This is a genomic window from Streptomyces sp. BYX5S (assembly GCF_054724165.1).
Window position 1 is genome coordinate 7,637,492 of record NZ_CM138829.1, and the last position, 26,646, is coordinate 7,664,137.

General features: G+C 71.4%; 27 protein-coding genes. 8 read left to right on the forward strand and 19 right to left on the reverse strand.

Translation table 11 applies throughout. The annotated features are described in order from the left end of the window. Positions 1–146: 146 nt before the first annotated feature. Entirely contained in the window at positions 147–476 is a 330-nt protein-coding gene (locus tag ACYBSK_RS34440; protein ID WP_457481952.1) for a PASTA domain-containing protein, read from the forward strand. Here ACYBSK_RS34440 and ACYBSK_RS34445 read toward each other — a convergent pair. The 7 genes from ACYBSK_RS34445 to ACYBSK_RS34475 form a co-directional block, all read right to left on the reverse strand. Next, positions 460–1,272, reverse strand: a complete 813-nt coding sequence (locus tag ACYBSK_RS34445; RefSeq protein WP_460244429.1) for a hypothetical protein — start codon at positions 1,270–1,272, stop codon at positions 460–462. The two genes, ACYBSK_RS34440 and ACYBSK_RS34445, sit on opposite strands and share 17 nt — an antisense overlap. Before the next feature lie 311 nt (positions 1,273–1,583). Then, positions 1,584–2,279 (reverse strand): demethylmenaquinone methyltransferase, encoded by a 696-nt coding sequence (locus tag ACYBSK_RS34450; RefSeq protein WP_457481159.1) that lies wholly within the window; start codon positions 2,277–2,279, stop codon positions 1,584–1,586. A gap of 310 nt (positions 2,280–2,589) precedes the next feature. Further along, complete coding sequence (locus ACYBSK_RS34455; protein WP_460244430.1) at positions 2,590–3,186, reverse strand: imidazolonepropionase-like domain-containing protein; 597 nt, start codon at positions 3,184–3,186, stop codon at positions 2,590–2,592. A gap of 14 nt (positions 3,187–3,200) precedes the next feature. Beyond that, positions 3,201–4,400: a cyclic dehypoxanthinyl futalosine synthase gene (mqnC, locus tag ACYBSK_RS34460; RefSeq protein WP_460244431.1), complete on the reverse strand. Its 1,200-nt coding sequence runs from the start codon at positions 4,398–4,400 to the stop codon at positions 3,201–3,203. Positions 4,401–4,478: 78 nt separating this feature from the next. Further along, the gene (locus tag ACYBSK_RS34465; RefSeq protein WP_460247153.1) at positions 4,479–5,105 is read right to left on the reverse strand and encodes a prepilin peptidase; all 627 of its coding nucleotides are present in this window, start codon (positions 5,103–5,105) and stop codon (positions 4,479–4,481) included. Between the two features lie 51 nt (positions 5,106–5,156). Beyond that, on the reverse strand, positions 5,157–6,821 hold the full coding sequence (locus ACYBSK_RS34470; RefSeq protein WP_460244432.1) for a serine/threonine-protein kinase: 1,665 nt from the start codon (positions 6,819–6,821) through the stop codon (positions 5,157–5,159). A 175-nt stretch (positions 6,822–6,996) separates the two neighbouring features. After that, positions 6,997–7,791, reverse strand: a complete 795-nt coding sequence (locus ACYBSK_RS34475) for a menaquinone biosynthetic enzyme MqnA/MqnD family protein (RefSeq protein ID WP_460247154.1) — start codon at positions 7,789–7,791, stop codon at positions 6,997–6,999. Positions 7,792–8,159: 368 nt separating this feature from the next. On the opposite strand from ACYBSK_RS34475, the gene ACYBSK_RS34480 reads away from it, so the two are divergent. Further along, the gene (locus ACYBSK_RS34480; protein WP_003998944.1) at positions 8,160–8,363 is read left to right on the forward strand and encodes a cold-shock protein; all 204 of its coding nucleotides are present in this window, start codon (positions 8,160–8,162) and stop codon (positions 8,361–8,363) included. Between the two features lie 173 nt (positions 8,364–8,536). Here the strand turns inward: ACYBSK_RS34480 and ACYBSK_RS34485 are convergent, their stop codons facing one another. Beyond that, positions 8,537–9,037, reverse strand: coding sequence for a DUF2000 family protein (locus tag ACYBSK_RS34485; RefSeq protein WP_460244433.1), 501 nt, complete (start codon positions 9,035–9,037; stop codon positions 8,537–8,539). Here ACYBSK_RS34485 and ACYBSK_RS34490 point away from each other — a divergent pair. Beyond that, positions 9,036–9,848 carry a helix-turn-helix domain-containing protein gene (locus ACYBSK_RS34490; RefSeq protein ID WP_460244434.1) on the forward strand — a complete coding sequence of 271 codons (813 nt, stop codon included), beginning with the start codon at positions 9,036–9,038 and terminating at the stop codon, positions 9,846–9,848. The genes ACYBSK_RS34485 and ACYBSK_RS34490 overlap by 2 nt on opposite strands. 145 nt (positions 9,849–9,993) lie before the next feature. On the opposite strand, the gene ACYBSK_RS34495 is transcribed toward ACYBSK_RS34490, so the two are convergent. Continuing rightward, positions 9,994–11,403, reverse strand: coding sequence for an MFS transporter (locus ACYBSK_RS34495; protein ID WP_460244435.1), 1,410 nt, complete (start codon positions 11,401–11,403; stop codon positions 9,994–9,996). 221 nt (positions 11,404–11,624) lie between these two features. On the opposite strand from ACYBSK_RS34495, the gene ACYBSK_RS34500 reads away from it, so the two are divergent. Further along, positions 11,625–12,467, forward strand: coding sequence for a helix-turn-helix domain-containing protein (locus ACYBSK_RS34500; RefSeq protein WP_457481166.1), 843 nt, complete (start codon positions 11,625–11,627; stop codon positions 12,465–12,467). A gap of 153 nt (positions 12,468–12,620) precedes the next feature. Here ACYBSK_RS34500 and ACYBSK_RS34505 read toward each other — a convergent pair whose 3' ends face one another. Next, positions 12,621–13,934 (reverse strand): acetyl-CoA C-acetyltransferase, encoded by a 1,314-nt coding sequence (locus tag ACYBSK_RS34505; protein ID WP_460244436.1) that lies wholly within the window; start codon positions 13,932–13,934, stop codon positions 12,621–12,623. Between the two features lie 88 nt (positions 13,935–14,022). Between ACYBSK_RS34505 and ACYBSK_RS34510 the strand changes: the two genes are divergently transcribed. Then, the gene (locus tag ACYBSK_RS34510) at positions 14,023–15,354 is read left to right on the forward strand and encodes a 3-oxoacyl-ACP reductase (RefSeq protein ID WP_460244437.1); all 1,332 of its coding nucleotides are present in this window, start codon (positions 14,023–14,025) and stop codon (positions 15,352–15,354) included. Between the two features lie 191 nt (positions 15,355–15,545). Beyond that, positions 15,546–16,421 (forward strand): MaoC/PaaZ C-terminal domain-containing protein, encoded by an 876-nt coding sequence (locus tag ACYBSK_RS34515; RefSeq protein ID WP_457481169.1) that lies wholly within the window; start codon positions 15,546–15,548, stop codon positions 16,419–16,421. 20 nt (positions 16,422–16,441) lie between these two features. Here ACYBSK_RS34515 and ACYBSK_RS34520 read toward each other — a convergent pair whose 3' ends face one another. The 4 genes from ACYBSK_RS34520 to ACYBSK_RS34535 form a co-directional block, all read right to left on the reverse strand. Beyond that, positions 16,442–17,056, reverse strand: coding sequence for a TetR/AcrR family transcriptional regulator (locus ACYBSK_RS34520; RefSeq protein ID WP_457481955.1), 615 nt, complete (start codon positions 17,054–17,056; stop codon positions 16,442–16,444). A 247-nt stretch (positions 17,057–17,303) separates the two neighbouring features. Further along, positions 17,304–18,623 carry a dicarboxylate/amino acid:cation symporter gene (locus ACYBSK_RS34525; protein WP_457481170.1) on the reverse strand — a complete coding sequence of 440 codons (1,320 nt, stop codon included), beginning with the start codon at positions 18,621–18,623 and terminating at the stop codon, positions 17,304–17,306. A 369-nt stretch (positions 18,624–18,992) separates the two neighbouring features. Beyond that, positions 18,993–19,298, reverse strand: a complete 306-nt coding sequence (locus ACYBSK_RS34530) for a DUF4229 domain-containing protein (protein ID WP_457481171.1) — start codon at positions 19,296–19,298, stop codon at positions 18,993–18,995. A 110-nt stretch (positions 19,299–19,408) separates the two neighbouring features. Further along, positions 19,409–19,987, reverse strand: a complete 579-nt coding sequence (locus ACYBSK_RS34535) for a DoxX family protein (protein ID WP_460244438.1) — start codon at positions 19,985–19,987, stop codon at positions 19,409–19,411. Positions 19,988–20,142: 155 nt separating this feature from the next. On the opposite strand from ACYBSK_RS34535, the gene ACYBSK_RS34540 reads away from it, so the two are divergent. Then, complete coding sequence (locus ACYBSK_RS34540; protein ID WP_460244439.1) at positions 20,143–20,679, forward strand: GNAT family N-acetyltransferase; 537 nt, start codon at positions 20,143–20,145, stop codon at positions 20,677–20,679. 348 nt (positions 20,680–21,027) lie between these two features. On the opposite strand, the gene mqnE is transcribed toward ACYBSK_RS34540, so the two are convergent. The 3 genes from mqnE to ACYBSK_RS34555 all read right to left on the reverse strand — a co-directional run bounded on the left by mqnE (position 21,028) and on the right by ACYBSK_RS34555 (position 23,563). Further along, positions 21,028–22,191, reverse strand: a complete 1,164-nt coding sequence (gene mqnE / locus ACYBSK_RS34545) for an aminofutalosine synthase MqnE (RefSeq protein ID WP_457481174.1) — start codon at positions 22,189–22,191, stop codon at positions 21,028–21,030. An 87-nt stretch (positions 22,192–22,278) separates the two neighbouring features. Continuing rightward, entirely contained in the window at positions 22,279–22,734 is a 456-nt protein-coding gene (locus ACYBSK_RS34550; protein WP_457481175.1) for an Lrp/AsnC family transcriptional regulator, read from the reverse strand. A gap of 145 nt (positions 22,735–22,879) precedes the next feature. Next, positions 22,880–23,563: a UbiX family flavin prenyltransferase gene (locus tag ACYBSK_RS34555; protein ID WP_460244440.1), complete on the reverse strand. Its 684-nt coding sequence runs from the start codon at positions 23,561–23,563 to the stop codon at positions 22,880–22,882. Positions 23,564–23,644: 81 nt separating this feature from the next. Between ACYBSK_RS34555 and ACYBSK_RS34560 the strand changes: the two genes are divergently transcribed. Beyond that, positions 23,645–24,256: a rhomboid family intramembrane serine protease gene (locus ACYBSK_RS34560; RefSeq protein ID WP_460244441.1), complete on the forward strand. Its 612-nt coding sequence runs from the start codon at positions 23,645–23,647 to the stop codon at positions 24,254–24,256. Here the strand turns inward: ACYBSK_RS34560 and mqnP are convergent. Continuing rightward, a complete protein-coding gene (gene mqnP, locus ACYBSK_RS34565) occupies positions 24,253–25,158 on the reverse strand; it encodes a menaquinone biosynthesis prenyltransferase MqnP (protein WP_460244442.1) in 906 nt (301 codons plus the stop codon). The two genes, ACYBSK_RS34560 and mqnP, sit on opposite strands and share 4 nt — an antisense overlap. Further along, positions 25,155–26,615 carry a menaquinone biosynthesis decarboxylase gene (locus ACYBSK_RS34570; protein ID WP_457481179.1) on the reverse strand — a complete coding sequence of 487 codons (1,461 nt, stop codon included), beginning with the start codon at positions 26,613–26,615 and terminating at the stop codon, positions 25,155–25,157. Before ACYBSK_RS34570 ends, mqnP begins: the two co-directional genes overlap by 4 nt. Positions 26,616–26,646 lie beyond the last annotated feature (31 nt).

The following is a 26,646-nucleotide window of genomic DNA, read 5'->3' on the forward strand; positions in this document are numbered from 1 at the left end:
CCGGGGGCGCCCGGCGCCGGATCTCTCCGACACCGGACCTTCCGGACACCGCACCCCAAGAGCTACCCTTCCGATACCTCCTGGGGGTGACATCTGTGGTGAATACACCCAAGACGCCCAAGGCATCGGGTTCCGATGTCCCGGAAGTGCTCGTGCCGAAGCTGGTCGGCCTGATGGCGGTCGACGCCCGGCAGGCGGCCCACGAGCACGGCGTGCGGATCGCGGCCGCCGACCGGGACGACTTCGACCGGGTCACGGTGGAGTACGTGGTGCGCCAGTACCCACTGCCGGGGATCGAGGTGCCGCGGGACGCCGTCGTCACCGTCTGGTTCGACCTCGGAGAGGGCGAGGGCGGTGGCGGCGCGGGCGTGCGCGTGCCGCGGACACCCGGGCCGCGCGGCGGCGGGATGCGCAGGGAGCTCGACGCGCCGGACGAACCTCCCCTGCGCAGCGAGTCGTTCAGTCCGTGTCCGTGAGCCGCCAGGTGTCGAGACCCACCCGGTAGATCTCCTCGGACTCCTCCCACACGTCGTCGTTCACGGTGAGCAGGATCGCGTACTCGGTGCCGTCGGCGGCGACGTAGGACTGGTCGACGCAGTGGACGGTCTGCCCGGCCGCGTTCTCGTAGGTGTACTCCCACAGCGCGCCCGGCCGCCCCTGGAAGGTGTTCCGCTCCAGCCGCAGCCGCCGGTAGTTCGCTTTGTCCTCGTCGGCCTCGGCGTGCTTCTCCATGTTCAGGAGGTTGCCGTACGAGGTGTAGGGGGCGTTCGGGATGACGCCGACGAGGTAGTGCTCCTGGCCGGTGCTGCCCGCGTACGTGACCTGGCTGCCGTTCTCGACGCCCTGGCGGTACCAGACGTCCGGGACGGCGAACGTGAAGCCGAGCTCGTCGGTGACCTGGTGGTAGCCGGGCGGGGCCGAGGGGGCGGGGCGGGTGGCGGCAACCGTGGGGGTGGGGGTGGGCGTGGAGGTCGCCGTGACCGTGGTGGTCGGCGCGGGGGCCGGGTCCTCGCTGGCCGCGGCGACCGGTCGGTCGTCCTTGGCGGGCTTCTGGTCCGCGCCGCTCCCGCCGTCCCCGTCGCCCTGGAGGAGCAGCACCCCGGCCGCGGCGCCGCCGCCGATCACGACGGCGCCGACGAGGGTGGCGACCCAGAGCCCGACGCGTCCGGTGTGGTGCGGCGGGGATGGCGGATACGGCTGGGACGGGGTCTGGGCGTACGACGGGGGCTGCGGAGCGGGTGGTGCCTGCGGCGCCTGTGGTGCTTGTGGCACTTGTGGTGCCTGTGGCGCCGACAGGGTGGGTGCGGCGTGGAAGGCGGGCGGGCCCTCCTGGCCGCAGCTCACGCAGGAACCCGTCCCGTCGGGCGTGGTGGCTCCGCAGTGCGGGCAGTTCGACGGCGGCATCGTGGTTCTCCCCCGGGCGATCGGGTACGACGGGGCGAGCCCTGCCGCTCCGCCGGTCACCGGAGCGCGAGGTCCCCCACTCTCAAGGGACACATCCTGTCCGCCGCCCGGTTCCCTTCAACACGTTTGCCGTCAGGCGCAGTTGAACCGTTATGCGCGTCGCCGCACCGCGGCCCGCGTCAGGCCTTCTTGAAGCCGCGGTGCAGGGTGACGATGCCGCCGGTGAGGTTCCGCCAGGCCACCCGCTGCCAGCCGACGCCCTGCATCATCGCGGCCAGTTCGGGCTGCGTGGGCCAGGCGCGGATGGACTCGGCGAGGTAGACGTACGCGTCCGGGTTCGACGACACCGCGCGGGCGACCGGTGGCAGCGCGCGCATCAGGTACTCGGTGTACACGGTGCGGAACGGCGCCCACGTCGGGTGGCTGAACTCGCAGATGACGACCCGGCCGCCGGGCTTCGTGACGCGGTGCAGCTCGCGCAGGGCCTGCTCGGTGTCCTGGATGTTGCGCAGGCCGAAGGAGATGGTGACGGCGTCGAACGTGTCGTCCTTGAACGGCAGCTTCGTGCCGTCGCCGGCCGTGAACGGCATCCACGGGTGGCGCTGCTTGCCGACGCGGAGCATGCCGAGGGAGAAGTCGCAGGGGACGACGTAGGCGCCGGCCTGGACGAAGGGCTGCGAGGAGGTGGCGGTGCCGGCGGCGAGGTCGAGCACCTTCTGCGCGGGGCGTGCGTCGACCGCCTTGGCGACCTCCTTGCGCCACAGCCGGGCCTGTCCCAGGGACAGCACGTCGTTGGTGAGGTCGTACTTCTCCGCCACGTCGTCGAACATCGAAGCGACTTCGTGGGGCTGCTTGTCCAGGGATGCACGGGTCACACCGTCATTGTGGCAGCCCCCGGCTCCCGACCCGCACCGAGCCCCTGCGGCACGCCACCCACCTTCCAGCCCCACGCCCCCGCCACCGGCACCGCTCGCCTCAATCGCCGGCGGGGCTAGGTAAATCTCGCCTCAAGCGCCGGCGGGGCTGGGGAATTCAAGCCCCTGCGGCGATTGAGCAGCGGGGACCGGGGCGGAGCCCCGCGACCGGACCCACGGAGCCGCCCGCCTCAATCGCCGGCGGGGCTTGAAATGCCCAGCCCCTGCGGCGATTGAGCAGCGGGGTTCGGGGCGGAGCCCCGAGGGCGGGTCAGCGGGTGCGGTACAGGAGGCGGCCCGCCACCACCGTGGCGACGCACGTGGACGCCCCCCTCGCGACCAGGTCCGCACGGTCCGCGACGTCGAAGACGGCGAAGCGCGCGGGGCCGCCCACCGTGAGGGCGGGCAGCAGGACGAGGGGTTTCGGGGAGAGGGACACAGGTCCCGGGAGCCGGTCGGGGCGGGCGCCGAACGCGAGGCCGGACCGCTGCGCCACCTCAAGGACCACCTTGGAGCGGAGCTCACCCGCGAGGGCCACCGTCCCGTGCGCGAACAGCCGCTGCACCCCCCGCCGCGCACTCGCCCCGAGCAGCGACGGATCCGCCCGGAAGATCTCCCGCGCCCGCTCCCCGCCGATCGGCACCGTCCCGTACGTGTCCGCCTCCCGCGGATCCGGGTGGTACGTGTGCTCCAGGATCTCGGGCCCGTACGGGTTGAGGAGGCCGGGGGTGAGGATGCCGGGCCAGCGCCGCACCCGCGCCCGCGGGTGCGCGGCGGCCAGCTCCTCGTACGGTCCGAGCGCCTGGACGGTCTCGCCCTCGACGAGGACGGCCGCCCCGTCGGCCTCGGTGGTGTGAAGTGTCAGCACGGAAGCGGAACGCCCTAGTTGGCGGAGACGAGCTTCAGCTCGGGGTGCGCCGTGCCGCCCTCGATCGCGGTGGACGAGATGTGTGAGGTGACACGGTCGTCGACCGGGTCGTTCGCCGGGTCGTCGTGCACGACGAGGTGCTCGTACGTCGTGGCGCGCTGCGCCGGGACGCGGCCCGCCTTGCGGATCAGCTCGATGATCTCCATGCGGTTCGAGCGGTGCTTGGCACCGGCCGAGGAGACGACGTTCTCCTCCAGCATGATCGAACCGAGGTCGTCGGCGCCGTAGTGGAGGGAGAGCTGACCGACCTCCTTGCCGGTGGTCAGCCAGGAGCCCTGGATGTGCTGGACGTTGTCCAGGAAGATCCGGGCGATCGCGATCATGCGCAGGTACTCGAAGAGCGTCGCCTGCGTGCGGCCCTTCAGGTGGTTGTTCTCCGGCTGGTACGTGTACGGGATGAACGCGCGGAAGCCGCCCGTTTTGTCCTGCGTGTCACGGATCATGCGCAGGTGCTCGATGCGCTCGGCGTTGGTCTCGCCGGTGCCCATGAGCATCGTGGACGTGGACTCCACACCCAGCCGGTGCGCCGTCTCCATGATCTCCAGCCAGCGCTCGCCGGACTCCTTGAGGGGAGCGATGGCCTTGCGGGGACGGGCCGGGAGCAGCTCCGCGCCGGCGCCCGCGAAGGAGTCGAGACCCGCGGCGTGGATGCGCTGGATCGCCTCCTCGACGGAGACCTTGGAGATGCGCGCCATGTGCTCGACCTCCGAAGCGCCGAGGCTGTGGATGACGAGCTGCGGGAACTCCTTCTTGATGGCCCCGAAGTGCTTCTCGTAGTACTCGACGCCGTAGTCCGGGTGGTGCCCGCCCTGGAACATGATCTGCGTGCCGCCGAGCTCGACGGTCTCCTGGCAGCGCCGCAGGATGTCCTCCAGGTCGCGCGACCAGCCCTTCTTGGTGTCCTTGGGCGCGGCGTAGAAGGCACAGAACTTGCACGCCGTGACGCACACGTTCGTGTAGTTGATGTTCCGCTCGATGATGTACGTCGCGATGTGCTCGATGCCCGCGCACTTGCGGCGGCGGATCGCGTCGGCGGCGGCACCCAGCGCGTGCAGCGGGGCGTCGCGGTACAGGGCGACGGCCTCCTCCGGGGTGACACGGCCACCGGCGGCGGCGCGGTCGAGGACGGACTGAAGCGCGGCCTTCTCGGTCACCGGGCGAGCCCCTTTCGGAGGATTCTGACGAGTCCGAGCTGGAATCTCGACGAGTCTGAGCTGAAATCTCAGCGTACGTCAGGCGCCCAGGCCACCCATCAGAACCCCCGCGAGGGCGCCCAGGATCATGAAGGGGCCGAACGGGATCTCGGTCCCCCGCCCGGCCCGCCGCGTCACCACGAGGACCAGCGCGTACAGGCCGTTGAACAGCACGCCCGCGAACGCGCCCAGGAACAGCACGCCCCACCCGTACCAGCCGAGCACCGCGCCGAGCCCCACCGCGAGCTTCACGTCGCCGAAGCCCATCCCCTTCGGGTACGCGAGGAGCAGCAGCAGGTAGCCGCCGCCGAGGCCGAGCGCGCCCCACAGCGCCCCGCTCCACGCCCCGGCGGCCTCCGGCAGCAGCGCCGCCCCGCCGAGCGCGAGCACGGCGAGCGCCGCGAGCGGCAGCGTGAGCACGTCGGGGAGCCGCTTCACCGCGAAGTCGACGGTCGCGAGGAGCACGCCGAGCGGCGCGAGCAGCAGCCAGACGGCCAGCTCGGGACGGGTGCCGGTGGCCGCGGCGAGCAGCGCGCAGACGACCGCCGTGCAGGCGGCGAGCCCGGCCGCACCCGGTCCGGGCCCCGGCCCCAGCCAGCCGCGGGCCGGGCGCCACGGCTGGCCCGGCTCGACACTGAGGCGGTACGCGGGCCGGGGCAGCAGCATCCCGGTGAGGGCGCCCCACAGGGCGGCGAGCACGGTCTCGACGCCCACGGCCTACTGCCCCACCTTCTTGAGGTGCGCCACGGGATCACCGGCGTCCGGATACCGCGAGGTGTACGTCAGGGCCTTGCCGTCCTTGGTGAGGTGCACGGTGTGCGCCCCCTTCGCGCAGGCCCCGGGGTTGTCGGGCGCGGCCTTGCCCGCGGCCACCAGTTCCTTGCCGTCGGCCGACTTCAGCGTCAGGACGTCGACGCAGCGCAGGATGCCGAGCGGATCGGTCGAGGTCACCCTGCCGACCTGCTCGCCGACCCCGGCCTGCTTCAGGTCGACGCGGAACGTGCCGCCGTCCAGGCCCGCCTGTTTCACCGGGCCCTTCCAGGCGCCGAGGTAGAAGTCGGGCACGGTCTGCGCCTTGGAGGCGTCGGCCGGGGGCTGCGCACCGGCGTCGGCCCCGCCCTCGCTCTCGGTGGAGACGAAGCGGAGCAGGAACACGCCGCCGACGGTCACCGCCGCGAGCGCCCCCGCCACGGCGAGCACCACCGAGCAACTGAGCTTGCGGCCCCGCCCGTTGCCCGTTCCGCGCGTCGAGGTAGCCGACACGGACACCGAGAGGCGGCCGGGGACCGCGTCCTCCTTGGCGGCGCCCGGCCGGGAGGTCTCCGTGGGCGACTGCGGCGCGGCCGGGCGCGCGTCGTCGTTACGCGGCTGGGGGAAGGCCGCGTAGGAGGGGTCCGGCGGTCCGAAGACACCGGCCGGGGCCGAGCCCCCGGTCACCGCCGGGCTGGTGAAGTCGGTGAGGCCGGAGTCCGGTACGGCGGCGGGGGCGCTCTCCAGGTCCAGCAGCCGCACCGCCCCGCGCGAGACCTCCGCCACCAGTGGGCCGGGCAGCCACCCCGCCCCCACGAGCCGTGCCGCGCCCTCGGGCGCGAGGCGCCGCGCGACCTCGCCCGGCGTGGGACGGGCCGCCGCGTCCTTCGCGAGGCAGGCCGCGGCGACCTCGCGCAGTTCGCCGGTGAGCGCCCCGAGTTCGGGCTCCTCGTGGACGACCTTGTAGAGCAGCGCGGCGGACGAGTCCCCGGGGAAGGGGGACGACCCCGCCGCCGCGTACACCAGGACCGCGCCGAGCGAGAAGACGTCGGCGGCGCCGGTGACGCCCTTGCCGAGGATCTGCTCGGGCGACATGTAGCCGGGCGAGCCGATGGAGACGCCGGTGGAGGTGAGGGAGGCCGTGCCGTCGGTGGCGCGGGCGATCCCGAAGTCGATGAGCCGGGGCCCGTCGAGGGTGAGCAGCACGTTCGAGGGCTTCACGTCGCGGTGCACGAGGCCCAGGCCGTGCACGGCGTCCAGCGCCTCGGCGAGACCGGCCCCCAGGGCCCGTACGGAGTGCTCGGGCAGCCGGCCGCCCTCGGTGACGGCCTGGGTGAGCGAGGGTCCGGCGACGTAGCCCGTCGCCACCCACGGCACCTCGGCGTCCGGGTCCGCGTCGAGCACCGGCGCCGTCCAGGCCCCGCCGACCCGGCGGGCGGCCTGCACCTCGCGCTTGAAGCGGGCCCGGAACTCGTCGTCGAGCGCGAAGTGCGGATGCACGACCTTCACGGCGACGGTGCGGCCTCCGGCGCTGCGGCCCAGATACACCCGCCCCATGCCGCCCGAACCGATCCTGCCGAGCAACCGATAGGGCCCCACCGCGGTGGGTTCGCCGGTCTGAAGCGGCTGCATGTGCGGACCTCCCCCGATGTGCACGCGCGCCTCAGCAGCGTAGCCCCGCGCATCGCCCGCGCACACGCCCCGCGAACCCGTCGGAACACAGGGCGGACACTTGGGGAATCACCGCGAATTCATGCCGAATTCACCCGTCGGCGAGGAATTCACGCACAAAGGCGGAAGGCGGAATTCAGGAGCCCAGCAGTTCGACGCGGACATCCGCGGGAAATCCCGTCGTGGGGCCGACCCGGCGCGCGAACTCCGTGACGCCTTCCAGCTGCGCGGGACCGAAACGGAAGTCGAGCGTCGTGAAGTACTCCTCCAGGATCTTCTCGTCGAAGACCTCCCAGCGCGCCGCCTGCTCGGCGACCTTCGAGACCTCCTCCAGGGAGAGGTCGCGGGAGGCCAGGAACGCCTCGTGCACCTTCCGCGTGATCAGCGGCTCGCGCGCGGCGTAGTCCTTGCGCGCGGCCCACACCGCGAAGACGAACGGCAGCCCCGTCCACTCCTTCCACAGCGCGCCCAGGTCGTGGACCTGGAGGCCGAGCCGCGGGGCGTCGTGCAGGTTGGCCCGCAGCGCCGCGTCGCCGATGAGCACGGCCGCCTCCGCGTCCTGCATCATCAGGCCGAGGTCGGGCGGGCAGGAGTAGTAGTCGGGCTGGACGCCGAAGCGCTCGGCGAGCAGCAGCTGCGCGAGCCGCACCGACGTGCGGGACGTGGACCCGAGGGCGACACGCCGGCCGTCCAGCTGGTCGAGGGGAACCTGCGACACGATCACGCAGGACATCACGGGGCCGTCGCAGCCCACCGCGAGATTGGGGAAGGCGACCAGGTCGTCGGCCGCCTTGAGGAACTCGACGAGGGTGATCGGGCCGATGTCGAGGTCGCCGTCGACCAGCTGCTCGCTGAGCTTCTCCGGCGTGTCCTTGGTGAGCTCGAAGTCGAGGAGCGAGCCGGTCCTGGCAAGTCCCCAGTACAGAGGCATGCAGTTCAGGAACTGGATGTGGCCCACTCGCGGACGGGTGCGGCGCGCGGCCTTCAGGATCTCGGGAGAATTGTCCACATCGCGAGACTAAACCCCATGCGGTACGGTGCAGGATCCGGGTCCGGCGGGACACCGGTCAACCCTCAGCAAGATCTCGTCAAACCTGCGGGTGACGTGATCTTGCCCTCTATTGCTTTCGGCTGCCTGCGTGCTAGGCTCGCCGCAAGTTGCAGTTTGGTTTCCCTTGCAGTACAGAGCCTGCGGAGCATGTGACCGCGGGCTCTCGTCGTTTTCAGACTTTTGCAGTTGTTCGCAAGCGCATTTGCAGGTTCTGGAGCAGGGCAACCCTTTGGCCCATGGGAGGGCTTATGGCTACCGGAACCGTGAAGTGGTTCAACGCTGAAAAGGGCTTTGGCTTCATCGCCCAGGAAGGCGGCGGCCCGGACGTCTTCGTCCACTACTCCGCGATCAACGCAAGCGGCTTCCGCTCCCTCGAGGAGAACCAGGCCGTGTCCTTCGACGTCACGCAGGGCCCGAAGGGCCCGCAGGCGGAGAACGTCACCCCCGTCTGATCCTCTGTGATCGCACGGTGGTTGCCGTGATCTGATCCGGAACCTAGTGCAGTACCCAAGGAGCCCCGCGCCGTCAGGCAGCGGGGCTCCTGCCTTTTCCTGGATCCTTTCCTGCGCCTTTCGCTGTGCCTTTTGCTGTGTGCCTCGCGGGGGTTCCGCGGCCGCACCGGGCGTCACGGGTGCATGCGGGCGCCCTTCAGGGCCTTGTCCACCGCGTTGCGCGGGCCGTACAGGGCGAGGCCGACCAGGTCGAGCTCGGTGGCGGAGACGGAGCGTACGGCCGCCCTGTTGTCGGTGTCGTTGCCGGTGGCGAACAGGTCGGAGGTGAAGACGGCGCGGGGCAGGGCGCGGCGCAGGGTGCGTTCGTGGGCGGCCCTCAGCAGGTCCTTGCCGCCCTCGAAGACCAGCACCGGCTGCCGCAGCATCGGCAGGTACGGGGTGCCGTCCGCGTCCTCGTACGGTTCGCCGATCACCTCGGGCAGCCGGGTGCCGAGGCCGCTGACCAGGAAGGCCGTGACGTTCAGGCGCTGCCAGGTCTCCAGGTCGTCGCGGAGCAGCACGGCGATCTTGGTGTCGAAGCGGACGGGGGCCGGGGCGGCGGGGGCGGTGGTCTCGGTGCTCATGCCGTGAGACTGCCGGGTCTTCCCGGGCCCGGTCTTGTACGTTTTTTGCATGCCCGGCGGCACCGAGGAGATCACCGCGTGGCGGCCCCGCGTACCGGGCGTCGCGGAGGTCTTCCACGCCCGTTTCACGCGGCACGCGTACCCGATGCACGTGCACGACACCTGGACGCTGCTCATCGTCGACGAGGGCGCGGTCCGCTACGACCTGGAGCGGCACGAGCACGGGACGCCGCTCGGCACGGTCTCCCTGCTGCCGCCGCACGTCCCGCACAACGGGCAGGCCGCCACGCCCGAGGGGTTCCGCAAGCGGGTCCTCTACCTGGACGCGGCGGGCGACGACGGGCCGCTCGACGCCTCCTTCATCGGGGCCGCCGTGGACACCCCCGACCTCGTCGATCCGCTGCTGCGGCGGCGCATCGGCCAGCTGCACACCGCGCTCGCGCACCCCGGCGACGAGCTGGAGGGCGCGGCGCGGCTGGCCCTCGTCGGGGAGCGGCTGCGTGAGCGGTTGCGGCCGGCGCTCGCCGAGGTCCGCGGGCCCCGGCCGGACCGGCGGGTCGCGGCGTCCCTGCGGGAGTTGCTCGACGCGCGGCTGACCGAGGGCGTCGGCCTGAAGGAGGCCGCCTCCTTGGTGCACGCGCATCCCGCGCATCTGGTGCGGTCGTTCGGTGCGGCGTACGGGATCGCTCCGCATCAGTACCTGATGGCGCGGCGGGTGGACCGGGCGCGGAGGTTGTTGCTCGGGGGGCGGGCGGTGGTCGAGGTGGCGGAGGCGTGCGGGTTTTACGACCAGTCGCATTTGACGCGGTGCTTCAAGCGGGTGGTGGGGGTTGCGCCGGGGCGGTATGCGCGGGGGCGGTGAGGGTGCGGTGGGCCGTGGTCGACGCCTCGGGGCTCCGCCCCGGACCCCGCTGCTCAATCGCCGCAGGGGCTTGAAAGATCGGGGCTCCGCGCCTCGAACGCGGCACCGGCTTGAAAGATCGGGGCTCTGCCCCGGGCCCCGCGCCTCAATCGCCGGCGGGGCTTGAGGGGCGCAGCAGTGCCGCGCTCGCCGTCGCCGTCGCGACCAGCAGCACTCCCGCCACCATCAGGCTCACCCGCATCCCGCTCAGGGAGAAGGTGTGGTCGTGGCCGCTCGCGAGGAGGGTGCCGAACATGGCGACCGCGAGGGCGCCGCCGGTCTGGCGGAGGGCGTTGAGGAGGCCGGAGGCCGTGCCGACGCGGGGGCCGGGGACCGCGTCCATCAGCATCGCCGTCACCGCCGGGATCGCGAACGCGCCGCCGAGGCCGGTGGGGACGAGGAGGAGCAGGAGCAGCCACATCGGGGTGTGCGCCGTCAGGGGGAGCAGGGCGAACATGGCGAGTGCCAGGACGAGTTGGCCGATGACGACGACCGGGCGGCGGCCGAAGCGTTCGGCGACGCGGGGCGAGACCAGGTTCGTGGCGGTGATCAGTACGGCCAGCGGTACGAAGACCAGGCCCGCCGCCGTCGCCGACATGCCGCGCAGCTGCTGGAGGTAGAGGCCGAGCAGGAACACCACCCCGTAGAAGCCCGCGTTGATGGCGAAGCCCACCGCGAGGGACACCGACACCGTGCGGTCGCGCACCATGCTCAGCGGGACCATCGGGGCGCGGTGGCGCCGCTCGGTCACGTAGAAGACGATCGCGGAGACCACCGCCACGGCGAACGCCGCGAGTCCGGCCACGCCGCCCTCGATCACCGCGAAGGTCAGGCCCGCGAGGGTGAGGACCGCGGTGATCTGGCCGGGTACGTCCAGGGGTGCCGGGCGGCGCGGGGACGGGGCGACCTTCGTCAGGAGCGCCAGGATGGCCGCGCCGACGGGCAGGTTGAGGAAGAACACCGCACGCCAGCCGACGTGTTCGGTCAGTACGCCGCCGAGCACCGGGCCCGCCGCCATCGACACCGAACCGCCCACCGTCCACAGCGCGATGGCCCGCGCCCGCCGCCGCGCGTCGTCGTACGCCTCGCGGATCAGCGCCAGCGACGCCGGCATCAGCACCGCCGCCGCCCCGCCCTGGACGACGCGGGCCGCGATCAGCGCACCGAGGCCGGGCGCGACGGCGCAGGCCAGGGACGCGAGGGTGAACAGGGCCGTGCCGAGGACGTACGCGCGGCGGGCGCCGGTGCGGTCGGAGAGGGCTCCGGCCGACAGCATCAGGCCGGCGAACATCAACGTGTACGCGTCCGCCACCCATTGCAGCCCGGTCATGCCGCTGTGCAGGTCGGCGCGGATGCCCGGCAGGGCGATGTTCACGGCCGACACGTCGATGGTGATCACGGCGAAGCCGAGCAGCGCGGCCAGGAGGGCGGCGGTGCCGGTGGTGCGGCGGGATGCCGGTGCGGGTGCGGGGATTTCGCGTGCGGTACGCGTACGGGTTCTGGCGGCGGTGGTCACGCTGTCCTCCTGGGGCGGGGTACGAAGTGCGGGTGGGCGGCGGGACCGGGCCGCGGCCCTGTGACACGCACTCCCTGGGTCCCGGCCCGCCGGCCACCCGCAACGAGGTCAACTCTGCGGCCGCCGCGCGAAAGGTGGCAGGCCGCGCTCCACCGGGGTGCCGCGTTCCTGGCCCTGACACGGCCCCCCAGGGCGCGTCGACAACCGTGGACAATGCACGTATGGCTGACACCACGGAACTGGGCCGCTACCTGCGGGCCCGCAGAGGGCAAGTGACACCGGCCGAGGTGGGCCTGCCCGCGGGCACCGGGCTGCGGCGCACGCCCGGACTGCGCCGCGAGGAGCTGGCGACGCTCGCCGGGGTGAGCGTCGACTACTACACCCGCCTGGAGCGGGGCCGCGAGACCAACCCCTCCCCCGCCGTCATCGACGCCATCGCCCACGCGCTGCGGCTGCGCGGCGACGCGCACGAGCGGCTCCACGACCTCGCCGAGATGGCGTCGGGGCGGCACACCGAGCCGCGGCCCACCACGGACGACACGGTGCGCGAATCGGTGCTGCGGATGCTGGAGGCGCTGCGGCCGCTGCCGGCGTACGTGGTCAGCCGCTTCAACTACGTGCTCGCCGCGAATCCGGCGGGGCGGCGGCTGCTGCCCGGCCTGTGGGACCTGCCCGCCGAGCAGCGCAACATCACCCGGTACCTGTTCCTGCATCCGGTCGGGCGGGCGCTGTACGTGCCGTGGGAGGAGACGGTGACCGCGTCGGTGGCGCATCTGCGGGCGATCGGGGGGACGGATGCGGATGATCCGCGGATGGCGGCGCTGGTCGGTGAACTCCTGTTGAAGTCACCGGACTTCGCGCGGATCTGGGATCGGTACGACGTGCACGAGCGCAGTGGGGGGACGAAGTCGTTCGATCATCCGGAGGTCGGGGCGATGACGTTGACGTTCGAGGTGATGCAACTGGCCCGTACGGGGGGTCAGCGCATGGTCGTCTACCAGGCGCCCGCCGGGTCCCCGGACGAGGCGGCGGTCCTGAGCCTGGACCCCGCCTCCTCGCCCTGACCGATCGCCGCCTCGGGGCTCCGCCCCGGACCCCGCGCCTCAAACGCCGGCGAGGCTTGATTCGCCTCACCCTCGGCGGCGATCGAGCCATATCAAGCCCCTGCGGCGATTGAGCAGCGGGGTCCGGGGCGGAGCCCCGAGGCGGCGGGCGGGTCAGGCGCGTTCGAGGATGGCGGTGACGCCCTGGCCGCCGGCGGCGCAGACGGAGATCAGCCCGCGACCGGACCCGCCCCGCTCCGCGAGGAGCTTCGCCAGCGTCGCCACGATCCTCGCCCCGGTCGCCGCGAACGGATGCCCGGTCGCGAGCGACGACCCCGCCACGTTCAACCGGTCCCGGTCGACCGCCGCGAGCCCCGCCTTCTCCCACGCGGCGAGCGTCGCCAGGACCTGCGAGGCGAACGCCTCGTGCACCTCGACCAGGTCGAAGTCCTCCATCCCGAGCCCGGCCCGCTCCAGCATCCGCGGCACCGCGTGCGCGGGCGCCATGAGCAGCCCGTCACCCTCGCCCCCGGCGACGTCACCGCCGACGAAGTCCACCGCCGCCGTCTCGTAAGCGGTCAGATACGCCAGCGGTTCGAGGCCCCGCGCCTTCGCCCACTCCTCGCTCGCGAGCAGCACCACGGCCGCGCCGTCCGTCAGCGGCGTCGAATTCCCCGCGGTCATCGTCGGGTTGTCGCCCTTGACGCCGAACACCGGCTTGAGCGTGGCGAGTTTCTCGACGGTCGAGCCCGGACGGAGGTTCTGGTCGCGTTCAAGTCCCTTGTACGGGACGACGAGTTCGTCCAGGAAACCGCGGTCGTACGCCGCCGCAAGCCGCTGGTGGCTGGTCGCCGCCAGCTCGTCCTGCGCCTCGCGCGCGATGCCCCACGCGCGCGCCGTGACGGCCGCGTGCTCGCCCATGGACAGGTGGGTGCGCGGTTCGGCGTTGCGCGGGATGTCGGGGACCAGGTGCCCCGGCCGGATCCTGGCCAGCGCCTTGAGCCGGGCGCCCGCCGACTTCGCCCGCCGCGCCTCCAGCAGGATCCTGCGCAGCTCGTCGTTGACGCCGAGCGGCGCGTCGCTCGCGGTGTCGGAGCCGCCCGCGATCGCGCTCTCCGTCTGCCCGAGCGCGATCTTGTTGGCGGCGACGATCACGGCCTGGAGGCCGGTGCCGCAGGCCTGCTGGATGTCGTACGCGGGGGTGCGCGCGTCCAGCATCGAGCCGAGCACGGTCTCGCGCGCGAGGTTGAAGTCGCGGCTGTGCTTGAGCACGGCGCCCGCCACGAACTCGCCGACGGCACCGGGCTCGTAGAGGTTGTGGCGGCCGACGAGGCCGTCGAGCGCGGCGGTCAGCATCTCCTGGTTGGAGGCGGTCGCGTACGGGCCGTCGGAGCGCGCGAACGGGATGCGGCTGCCGGCGACGACGGCGACGCGCCTCGGGGCGTTTCCTAGGACGGGGGCGGCAGGGCCCTTCGGGGTTCGCGCCATCTTCGGCAGCTCCTGAGCTCTCGACAAGTCCTGACCATTGAGTAACCTTACTCATTAGTAAATTTACGACCGAGCAGGGAGCTGAGCAATGGCCGATCGCTATCTGAACTTCACCGGCACGGCCCCCGGCCGCTTCCTGACCCGCCGACTCGGGCTGCCGCAGCCCGCGCCGCTGCACCGCTACAGCACCGAACGCCCGCGCCTGGAAGGGCGGTTGCTGCACCTCACCGCCGGTGACTCCGCGCACCGCGAGGACCTCGCGAAGCTCCTCGCCGGCACCGGACTCGACGTCGTGACGAGCGCCGCGCCGGACGTACGGCCCGCCGCCGCCGTCGTCGACGCCACCGCCGTCACCGGCCTCGACACGCTCGCCGAGGTGCACGCCGCGCTGCACCCGGTCGTCCGCTCCCTCGCGTCCGGCGGACGGGTCGTCGTCCTCGGTGCGCCGCCGTCGCCGGAGGACCACCACCAGGCGGCGGTCCAGCAGGGCCTCGAAGGGTTCGTGCGCTCACTCGGCAAGGAGATCGGCCGCGGCCGCACCGTGAACCTGGTGCGGGTCGCGGGGCCGGTGGGCGGCGCCGAGTCGACGCTGCGCTTCCTGCTGTCGCCGAAGTCGGCGTACGTGAGCGGACAGGTGATCCACGTCGGCGGCGGCAGCGACGGGTCGACGCCTCCCGCCGACTGGGACCGGCCGCTCGCCGGGCGCACCGCGCTCGTCACCGGCGCCGCTCGCGGCATCGGCGAGGCCGTCGCCGAGACCCTCGTACGGGACGGGGCCGAGGTCGTCCTGCTCGATGTGCCGTCCGCCGAGGCCGACTTGGCGAAGGTCGCGCAGCGGCTCGGCGGGCGGGCGCTGCCGCTCGACATCACGGCGCGGGACGCGGGCGAGCGGATCGCGGAGTTCGCGCCCGACGGCCTCGACGTGCTCGTGCACAACGCGGGCATCACCCGTGACCGGCGCCTGGCCAACATGCCCGCCGAGCGGTGGAGTTCGGTCCTGGAGGTCAACCTCGCGAGCGTGCTGCGCACGACGGACACGCTGCTGAAGGCCGGGGCCGTGCGGCGCGGCGGGTCGATCGTGGCCACCGCGTCCATCGCCGGGATCGCGGGCAACGCCGGTCAGACCAACTACGCGGCCAGCAAGGCGGGCATCGTCGGACTCGTACGGTCGCTCGCGCCGCGGGCCGCGGCGGAGCACGGGGTGACGGTGAACGCGGTGGCGCCGGGGTTCATCGAGACGAAGATGACGGCGGCGGTTCCGTTGTTCATCCGGGAGGCGGGGCGGCGGATGAACTCCCTCGGGCAGGGCGGGCTTCCGGTGGACGTGGCGGAGACGACGTCGTGGTTCGCGTCGCCGGGGTCCGGGGCGGTGAACGGGCAGGTGGTCAGGGTGTGCGGGCAGTCACTCCTCGGCGCGTAACCCCTCCGGGGCGAACCCCTCGGGGCTCCGCCCCGGACCCCGCTGCTCAATCGCCGCAGGGGCTCCAAATGGGCCACCCACAGACAGCCTCGCCGGCGATTGAGGCGCGGGGGCCGGGGCGGAGCCCCGAGGCCGTGAGCACCACTCCCGCAAGCACGACACCCGCACCGCAACCCCTCCCGAGGACCACAATGACCCGCACCGTCGCCCTCGACCGCACCCCCACCCTCCTCCCCCTCATGCTCCGCGGCGCCGCCCTCTCCCCCCTCAAGCGCCCCCGCTCCCACCCGGCCCCCACCCCGGACGGCACCCGCCTCACCGTCCCCGGCCTCCCCCTCATCCAGCACCACCTCACCGCCTACGAACGCGCCTGCGGCTTCGCGACCGGGCGGCCGGAGCTGCCCGTCACGTATCCGCACGTCCTCGGCTTCCCGCTGGCCATGCGGCTGATGTCGGACCGCACCTTCCCGCTCCCGGTGCTCGGCCTCGTCCACACCTCCATCGCGATCACGCAGCAACGCGACCTCGCGCCCACGGAGACGTACGAACTCGGCGTTCACGTACGGGAGTTCCAGCCGCACCGGCGCGGCACGGAGGCCGTCGTCGTCACCGAACTGCACGCCGAGGGCGCCCCGGTGTGGCAGTCGACCAGCACGTACCTCGCCCGGCACCGGACGCCGGACACCACCACGACGGCCCCGCCCGCCGAGCCGTCCCCCGAACCCGCCACCGAACCGCTGCCGGAACTCGCCCGCTGGCGTCTCGGCGACGACCTCGGCCGCCGCTACGCCGCCGCCTCCGGCGACCGCAACCCCATCCACCTGCACCCGCTCACGGCCCGCCTCTTCGGCTTCCCGCGCGCCATCGCCCACGGCATGTGGACCGTGGCCCGCTGCCTCGCGGAGTACAAGGCGCACGGCCCCGTCCACGTACAGGCCCGCTTCAAGGCACCGGTGCTGCTGCCGGGCGAGGTGGCGTACGCGGCCCAGGGCCCCGCCTTCGAACTCCGCTCGGCGGACGGCTCCCGCACCCACCTCACCGGCGAGGTGCACGGGCTGGCCGACTAGCGGACGAGCGGGCTGACGGGCTAACGGGCCGGCCAGCGCCGCCCGTCCATCAGGTTGCCGAGGCCCGACCACGCGAAGTTCATCATCGTCGTGGCGGCCTCCTTCGCGGACACGGACGCGTCCTCGTTCGCCCAGCCGGCCAGCGCCTCCGCCGCGCCCACGAGGGCCTGCGCGAGGCCCGCGACCTCCCGCTCGGCGAGCTCCGGGTTGTCGTGCGCCTCGCGGGCGGCCTCGGCGATCAGATGCGTCACGAACGCCACGATCTCCTCGCGCATCGCGACGACCTCCGCCACGAACGGGTCCCCGCCCGAGCGCGCCTGGCTGTGCAGCACCGCCCAGCCGTCGGGCCGCTCGGCGGTGTGCGCGAAGAACGCGGTCAGGCCCTCCCACAGCTGCCGGTCGGCGGCCACATCGGTGCGCACGCCCGCCCGTACCGCGGCGACGAGCGCCTGGCACTCGCGCCGGATGCACGCGCTGAAGAGGTCTTCCTTCGAGTTCAGGTACAGATACACCAACGGCTTGGAGACGCCCGCCAGTTCGGCGATCTCGTCCATCGACGCGGCCCGGTAGCCCCGCTTCCCGAACACCCGCACCGCGGCGTCCAGCATCTGCCGCTCCCGCTCGGCCCGCGGCATCCTCCCCCGCGCCTTCGGCTTCGCCCGCGCGGGGGAACCCCCGCCCTGCCGCACCGCGGCCCCGGACCGCCCGTCGCCACCCACCCCAGCCACCTTCCCTCGCACACTCTGCCCGCATCAGCCTACGCAGCCGGGTCCGGCCTCCCGTCGCGAGCGGTCACGGCGTACGACGTCACGACGCACGAAGTCCCGCCCCCGGCGGGCCGGGAGGCGGGACTTCGTGTGGTGCGGGACGAGCCGGGGGACGTCAGGCGGCGGCCTGGACGGCGACCTCCTGCGGCTCGTCCACCGGGGAGGACGTCGCGTTGTCGTAGGCCTCGCGGTCGAGGATCTTCTCGCGGGCGGAGACGATCACCGGTACGAGCGCCTGACCTGCGACGTTCGTCGCCGTCCGCATCATGTCCAGGATCGGGTCGATCGCGAGGAGCAGGCCGACGCCCTCCATCGGCAGGCCGAGGGTCGACAGGGTCAGCGTCAGCATGACCGTGGCGCCCGTGAGGCCGGCGGTGGCGGCGGAGCCGATGACCGAGACGAAGGCGATGAGCAGGTAGTCGCCGACGTTCAGGTCGATGCCGAAGATCTGCGCGACGAAGATCGCGGCGATCGCCGGGTAGATCGAGGCGCAGCCGTCCATCTTGGTCGTCGAGCCGAACGGCACGGAGAAGGAGGCGTACTCCTTCGGGACGCCGAGGCGCTCGGTGACCCGCTGGGTGAGCGGCATGGTGCCGACGGAGGAGCGGGAGACGAAGGCGAGCTGGATCGCGGGCCAGGCGCCCTTGAAGAACTGGAGCGGGTTGAGCTTGCCGACCGTCGACAGCAGCAGCGGGTAGACGCCGAAGAGGACCAGGGCGCAGCCGATGTAGATGTCGGCGGTGAACGTCGCGTACTTGCTGATGAGGTCCCAGCCGTACGTGGCGATGGCGTTGCCGATGAGGCCGACGGTGCCGAGGGGGGCCAGCTTGATGACCCACCACAGGGCCTTCTGGAGGAGTTCCAGGACGGACTCGGAGAGCGTGAGGATCGGCTGGGCCTTCTCGCCGACCTTGAGGATGGCGATACCGGCGACGGCGGCCATGAAGACGATCTGGAGCACGTTCAGCTCGGTGAACGGCGTGATGATGTCCGTCGGGATGATGCCGGTGAGGAAGTCGATCCAGGAGCCCGCGTGGTCGGGCTTGGCGCCGTCCTTCGGGGTGAGGCCGGTGCCGGCGCCCGGGTTGGTGAGCAGGCCGATAGCGAGGCCGATGACGACCGCGATCAGCGACGTGATCATGAACCAGATCAGCGTGCGCGAGGCGAGCCGGGCGGCGTTGTTGACCTTGCGGAGGTTGGTGATCGACACCAGGATCGCGAAGAAGACCAGCGGGGCGACGGCCAGCTTCAGGAGCTGGATGAAGGTGTCGCCGACCTTCTGGAGCGTGGTGACGAGCCAGGAGATGTCCTGGCTGCGGGCCAGCCAGCCGAGCAGCACACCGAGGACGAGACCGCCCAGGATCTGCGCCCAGAACGGGATCTTGGGTATGCGGAAGCCGGACTTCTGTTCGGCCGTGGGGGTGTTCGCGGACACGGAGGCACTCCAGTGAGGACGCGCGGGGTTCGGGGCAACGTGCGGGAGCGGCGACCGCTGGATCCTCGGATCCGGTCAACGAACGCCGCTGCAGTACTTCGGAATTTCGCGATCAGGCGCGACACGCCGCGGACATGCAGCGGCAGAGATCGACATGCAGGCGCTCCACGAGCGGGACGCCCGTGGCCTTCTGGTGCGCTTCTGATGCCTTCATGACAGGAACGTTAACACCGGAGCTTTGGGAACATCAAAGGGCTTCTTTGGGACTGGAGTGGAGCTTCTATCCCCCTTAAGCCCCATTTACCTTGAAAACGCAGGCGACCCCGGCACCTGTCCGGTGCCGGGGTCGCCGTGAGCGTGTGAGGTAACTTACGCGCCCTGCGTGTGGGCGCGGGAGCGGGCGGCGTCGTCCGCGTCGTCCTCCATGGAGCGGTTGGCCGCCATGTTCGCCTTCGCGCGGTCGACGCGCGCCACGACCTTCTCGGAGGCGCGGTCGCGCTCACCGCGCAGCACGATGTAGCTGATGGGGGCGGAGATCACCAGGCCGAGCAGGGCGATCCACAGCCAGTAGGAGCCGCCGATACCGCTGGGCACGATGCCAGTGGCGACGAGACCCCAGACGACGAGGAAGCAGCCCACGAAGATCCCGAGCCGCATCAGCGTGTAGCGGAGCATGTCAATCCACTCTTCCGTTCCGAAATGGTGCCCTTACAGGACGAGCGCCCCTCCAGTGAAGCACGGGGAGGGGCGCTCGTTTCCGGCGGGGGCGCGTGGAGTCCCGGCCGTCAGATCAGCCAGCGGTTCTTCCGGACGGCGGGCAGTTGCGCCCAGACTCCGCCGAAGCCGAAGTAGCGGCCCGCGCCGGTCGCCGCGGTGATCAGCAGGACGAGGGCGATCATCCAGTGGTCGTCCATGAACGGGTTGGTGTCGGGCCACAGCGTGACGAGCCACATGAGGGCCATCATCAGCGTTCCGCCGACGGCGGCGATCCGCATGCCGATGCCGAGGATCATGGCGAGGCCGATGCCGAGCAGCCCCAGCATGAAGATCATGTCGAGCCACCAGGCCCCGGCCACGGAGTCAAACATGTGGGCGAAGGGACCGGTGGTTCCGTGCAGCAGGAAGCCCTCGGTGGGGCTGCCGCCGTTGATCCAGCTGCCGCTGGACGGCGTCGACTTCCCGAAACCGAAGGTCTTGTCCAGGAAGGCCCACAGGAAGTAGAAGCCGACGAGCACGCGGGACGCGGCGAGGATGCCGCGGGCGGCGGGTGCGCGGACGACGACGTCGTCCTGGCTGCCGGCGTGGCGGCGCGGGGCGCCCGTGGCGCCGTGTCGGGCGGGACTGTCCGATGCGTGGAGAGCCATGGCCGTTGCCTTCTTCCGTTCCGCACCCTGCGGTGCGATGTCCGCTCGTGAATACATTCACAAGCTACGCCCGTCGCTTACCCCGTCCCTACGGGCGAAGGTCCCGATCCGGACGTCCGAACGTCACGACCTCACGTCTGGTTACCCTCGGCCCCATGCGCACCACGACCCCCCTGACGTTCGAACTCGACCCCTCGATGGATCCCGCCCTGCGCGACGGACTGCTCGCGCTGTGGTCGGACGTCACGAACGCGGGCGGCGCGGTCGGCTTCGTCCCGCCGGTCACGCCCGACGACATACGTCCCGAACTGGTCAAGCGCCTCGCGGATCTCGCCGCGGGCCGGACCCGGCTCCTGGTGGGCCGCGACGAGCGCGGACGGGTCGCGGCGTCGGCCTTCCTCACGTACAACCAGCACCGGCTGATGAAGCACCATCTGTGGCTGTACACGGTGATGGTCCACCCCGGCCACCAGGGCAAGGGGTACGGCCGTGCCCTGATGTCGGCCGCGGCGGACGCGGCCCGCACCTTCGACGGCATCGAGGCGCTGCGTCTCACGTGCCGTGGCGGTACGGGGGCGGACGCCTTTTACGCGGCGTGCGGCTACAAGGAGGTCGGCCGCGTTCCCGGAGCGATCCGGGTGGCCCCCGGGGACGACCGCGACGACATCCACATGCTGCTCCCCCTCACTTAGGCCCCACACCGGTCCCACCGGCACCGCCCGCCTCAAACGCCGGCGAGGCTTGGTAGACCACCCCCCGCGGCGCTCAAGCCGCCGGAGCCGGGGCGCAGCCCCGGACTTTCCAGCCCCTGCGGCGATTGAGCAGCGGGGTCCGGGACAGAGCCCCGCGACCGCACCACCGGCACCGCCCGCCTCAAACGCCGGCGAGGCTTGGTAGTCCATCCCCCGCGGCACTCAAGCCCCCGGACTTTCCAGCCCCTGCGGCGATTGAGCAGCGGGGTTCGGGGCGGAGCCCCGTGGCCGGGGGGCAGGGGGCCGCAACGGGAAACGGGCCCCGGCACCACCGGGACCCGTCAGGAATCAGACTCGCATCGGCTGCGGCTCATCCCGCCGCCCCGGATCCGCCCCCTCGTACTCCCGAATGACCTCGTACCGCGTATTCCGCTCCACCGGCCGGAACCCCGCATCGCGGATCAGATCCAGCAGATCCTCACGCGTCAGCTTGTTCGGCGTCCCGTAGTTGTCCGCGTCATGCGTGATCTTGTACTCGACGACCGACCCGTCCATGTCGTCCGCCCCGTGCTGGAGCGCGAGCTGCGTCGTGTGCAGCCCGTGCATCACCCAGAAGCACTTCACGTGCGGCACGTTGTCGAACAGCAGTCGCGACACGGCGAAGGTCTTCAGGGCCTCCGCGCCGGTGGCCATGGTCGTCCGCTCCTGGAGCCGGTTGCGGACCTTGCCGTCCTTCATGTCGACGAAGTCGTGCTGGTAGCGCAGCGGGATGAAGACCTGGAAACCGCCGGTCTCGTCCTGGAGCTCACGCAGCCGCAGCACGTGGTCGACCCGGTGCCGGGGCTCCTCGATGTGCCCGTACAGCATGGTCGAAGGGGTCTTGAGGCCCTTCTCGTGCGCGAGCCGGTGGATCCGCGACCAGTCCTCCCAGTGGGTGTCGTGGTCGACGATGTGCTGGCGGATCTCCCAGTCGAAGATCTCGGCGCCGCCGCCGGTCAGCGACTCCAGACCCGCCTCGATCAGCTCGTCGAGGATCTCGGACGCGCTCATCCCCGAGATCTTCTCGAAGTGGTGGATCTCGGTGGCCGTGAAGGCCTTCAGCCCGACGTTCGGCAGCGCCTCCTTGAGGGCCTTGAGCGAACGCGGGTAGTAGCGCCACGGCAGGTTCGGGTGCAGGCCGTTGACGATGTGGAGCTCCGTCAGGTTCTCCGACTCCATCGCCTTGGCGAGCTTGACCGCCTCCTCGATGCGCATCGTGTAGGCGTCCTTCTCGCCGGGCTTGCGCTGGAAGGAGCAGTACGCGCAGGAGGCGGTGCACACGTTCGTCATGTTCAGGTGACGGTTCACGTTGAAGTGGACGACGTCGCCGTTCTTCCGCGTACGCACCTCATGGGCGAGGCCGCCGAGCCAGGCGAGGTCGTCCGACTCGTAGAGCGCGATGCCGTCCTCGCGGGACAGCCGCTCACCGTCCCTGACCTTCTGCTCCAGCTCGCGCTTGAGCCCTGCGTCCATTAGCCCGTACCTCTCCTCGCTCAAAGACCGGTCCCAACCGTACGCCGTCGCACCGACAAGCCCCTTTCAGGGCCCGGCCCCGGCCCGTCACACCTCTTCGGGGAGCTCTCCGACCCGGTTCTCCCACTTCGTGGAGAGAATGATGGTGGTGCGCGTGCGGGACACGCCCTTGGTGCCGCTGAGCCGCCGGATCGTGCGCTCCAGGCTGTCCACGTCGCCCGCGCGGACCTTGAGCATGTACGAGTCGTCGCCCGCGATGAACCAGCAGTCCTCGATCTCCTGGAGGTCGCGCAGACGGTGCGCGACGTCCTCGTGGTCCGCGGCGTCGGAGAGGGAGATGCCGATCAGGGCGGTGACGCCGAGTCCGAGCGAGGCGGAGTCGACGGTGGCGCGGTAGCCGGTGATGACACCGGCCGCCTCGAGGCGGTTGATGCGGTCCGTGACGCTGGGTCCCGACAGACCGACGAGCCGGCCCAACTCCGCATACGAGGCGCGGCCGTTCTCGCGCAGGGCCTGGATGAGCTGCCTGTCCACGGCGTCCATAGGTCCAATGCCTTTCATTGTTCAGCGTTGACGCGAGTTTATGTGCAGAATCAAAGGCGCGCTAGGGCTTGGCCCCGCAAAATCTTAAGTTCATACCTCGGATCGTCGAAGATCCGTCGCCGCCGGAGGGGCGCTGAGCGGGGTCTCACTCACGCTCACGGGAACCCCCCTGGAGCTCGCCCTCCCACCGGCGGTACAGCGTGTGCGGCACGCCCGCCGCGTCGAGGGCCCGCCCCGCGACGAAGTCCACCAGGTCCTGGATGTGCGTGGCTCCCGCGTAGAACGCGGGCGAGGCGGGCAGCACCACGGCGCCCGCCTCGTCCAGCGTCACCAGGTGCTTGAGGGTCCCCCCGTTCAGCGGCGTCTCCCGTACGGCGACGATCAGCGGCCGCCGTTCCTTGAGCGTCACGCTCGCCGCGCGCTGCAACAGGTCCTTCGAAAGCCCGAGCGCGACGCCCGCCACGCACGCCGTCGACGCGGGCACCACGATCATGCCCTTGACCGGGTACGAGCCCGAGGACGGCCCGGCGGCGAGATCCCCGGCGGGCCAGTACCGCACGTCGTCCAGGTCGAAGGGGCCGAACGCGTCCGGCTTGCCGTCGGCGCCGCGCGCCAGCCACTCCCCCAGGTCCTCGCGCCAGTGCGCGTCCCGGAAGGGGATGCCCGTCTCGTCGAGCAGCGTGAGCCGCGAGGCCCGCGAGACCACGAGGTCGACGGCCTCGCCCGCCGCGAGCAGCGCCCGCAGCACGGAAGCGGCGTACGGCGTCCCGGACGCTCCCGACACCCCGACGACCCACGGCTTACGGCTGCTTGCTTCGACGTGCTCCACACCACGAGCCTATCCGGCGCGCGGGGAGGGGAACTTGAGCAGGGGCGTCGCGCGTTCTCTCCACGACGGGCGGGGGCCGGGATGACATACGACGCAATGGGCGGCGCGACACTGCGCCGCCGTACGACACGCGAGCGCGCGTTCACCGCGGGCAAGGTGATGCTCGCCTGGGTGGCGCTGCTGTGGCTGCTGGAAGTGGTCGACGCGGCGTCGGGGAACGCGCTGGACACCTTCGGCATCCAGCCGCGCGAGACGTCCGAGCTGATCGACGTGGTGCCGGCGTCCTTCATCCACTTCGGCTTCGGCCACGTCGCGGCGAACTCGATACCGCTGCTGGTCCTCGGCTTCTTCGCGGCGCTCGGCGGCCTGCGCCGGTTCTTCTCGGCCTGCGCGCTGATCGTCGTGGCGGACGGCCTCGGGGTCTGGCTGGTGGCGCCGGCCCATACGAACACGGCGGGCGCGTCGGGCCTGATATTCGGCCTGTTCGCCTTCGTCGTCCTCAGCGGCTTCGTGGAGCGCCGCCCGCTCGGCATCGTGGCCGGCGTGCTCATCGCCGCGTACTGGGGCACGTCGTTCCTGGCGGGCCTGTCCCCCACGAACGACGGCGTGAGCTGGCAGGGCCACCTCATCGGCCTGGCCGCGGGCGTGGTGGCGGCCTTCGTGTTCCGCCGCCGCCACGCCCCGGAGAGCTAGACCGTCAGCCCCCGCACCAGCAGATCCAGCAGCGCGCACACGAACAGCGCGATGCCGATGAAGCCGTTGACCTGGAAGAAGGCCCGGTTGAGGCGGGACAGGTCGTGGGGCTTGACGATGGTGTGCTCGTAGAGGAAGGCGCCCGCGACGATCACGAGGCCGATCCAGAAGAAGACGCCGGCGTCGGTGGCCAGCGCGTACCAGACGAACAGGGCCGTCGTGATCGTGTGGCAGGCGCGGGCGCCCCAGATCGCGCCGGGGATGCCGAAGCGGGCCGGGACCGACTTCACGCCGACCTCGCGGTCGGTCTCCACGTCCTGGCAGGCGTAGATCAGGTCGAAGCCGCCGATCCAGATGCCGACGGCGAGACCGAGGACGACGGCCGTCCAGGACCACTCGCCGGTGATCGCGATCCACGCGCCGATCGGGCCGATCGCCTGGGCGAGGCCGAGGATCGCCTGCGGGAAGTTCGTGAACCGCTTGCCGTAGGGGTAGACCACCATCGGGATCACCGCGATGGGGGCGAGGGCCAGGCACAGCGGGTTCAGCAGGGCGGCCGAGACGAGGAAGACGACCAGGGCGATCAGCGCGCCCGTCCACGCCGACTTCACCGAGACCGCGCCCGTGACGAGTTCCCGGTGCTTGGTGCGCGGATTGCGGGCGTCGATCTCGCGGTCGATGATCCGGTTCGCCGCCATCGCGAACGTCCGCAGGCCCACCATGCAGATCGTGACCAGGAGCAGCCGGCCCCAATGGATGTTCTTGTCCAGCTCGAACATCGCGGTCAGGGACGCGATGTACGCGAAGGGCAGCGCGAAGACCGAGTGCTCGATCATGACCAGGCGCAGGAAGGCCTTGGTCCGTCCCGGCTGCTGCGGGAGTGCTGCTGAGGCGCTGCTCACTTGAGTCCGTACTCCTTCCAACGGCGGTCCACCAGGGCCGCCGTCCGGGGGTCGGAGACGACCATCTCGGGCCAGCCTCCGTCCCGCGTGTAGCCCTCCTCGGGCAGCTTCTTCGTCGCGTCGATGCCCGCCTTGCCGCCCCAGAACTGCTGGTAGGAGGCGTGGTCGAGGTGGTCGACCGGGCCCTCGGTGATCATCAGGTCGCGGGCGTAGTCGGTGTTGCCGAGGGCCCGCCACGAGACTTCATGAAGGTCGTGGACGTCGCAATCGGAGTCGACCACCACGATGAGCTTGGTCAGCGACATCATGTGGGCGCCCCAGATCGCGGACATCACCTTCTGCGCGTGCTTCGGGTACTTCTTGTCGATCGAGACGATCGCGCAGTTGTGGAAGCCGCCGGACTCGGGCAGGTGGTAGTCCACGATGTCGGGGACGATCACCTTGAGCAGCGGCAGGAAGAAGCGCTCGGTGGCGCGGCCCAGCGGGCCGTCCTCCGTCGGCGGGCGGCCGACCACGATCGACTGGAGCAGCGGCCGCTTGCGCATCGTCACGCAGTCGATGGTCAGCGCCGGGAACGGCTCCTGCGGCGTGTAGAAACCGGTGTGGTCGCCGAAGGGGCCCTCGGGGAGCATCTCGCCCGGCTCCAGCCAGCCCTCGATGACGACCTCGGCCTGCGCCGGAACCTGGAGCGGCACCGTCTTGCAGTCGACCATCTCGACGCGCTTGCCCTGGAGGAACCCGGCGAGCATGTACTCGTCCATGTCCCCGGGCAGCGGCGCCGTCGACGCGTACGTGACGGCGGGCGGGCAGCCGAAGGCGATGGCGACCGGGAGCTTCTCGCCGCGCTTGGCGGCCACCTGGTAGTGGTTGCGGCTGTCCTTGTGGATCTGCCAGTGCATGCCGATGGTGCGCTTGTCGTGGCGCTGGAGGCGGTACAGGCCGAGGTTGCGGACGCCCGTGTCCGGGTCCTTGGTGTGGGTCAGGCCCAGGTTGAAGAAGGAGCCGCCGTCCTCGGGCCACGTGAACAGCGCCGGAAGCTGCTCCAGGTCGACCTCGTCGCCGCGCAGCACGACCTCCTGCACGGGGGCGGCGTCCGACTTCACCTTCTTCGGCGGTACGTGGGTCATCGCGCCGAGCTTGCCGAACGCCTCGCGGATGCCGACGAACCCCTGCGGCAGCTCCGGCTTCAGCAGGCCGCCGATCTTGTCGCTGATGTCGTTGTACGACTTCAGGCCGAGCGCCTTGAGCAGGCGGCGGTCCGTGCCGTAGACGTTCATCGCGAGGGGCATCGACGCGCCCTTCACGTTCTCGAAGAGGAGGGCGGGGCCGCCGGCCTTGTTCACCCGGTCGACGATCTCACCGACCTCCAGATACGGGTCGACCTCGGCCTTGATGCGCTTCAGGTCGCCTTCGCGCTCCAGAGCCCTGAGCAGGGAGCGAAGATCGTCGTAAGCCATGCGTTCCAGTATCGGTCAACCGTTACCCTGG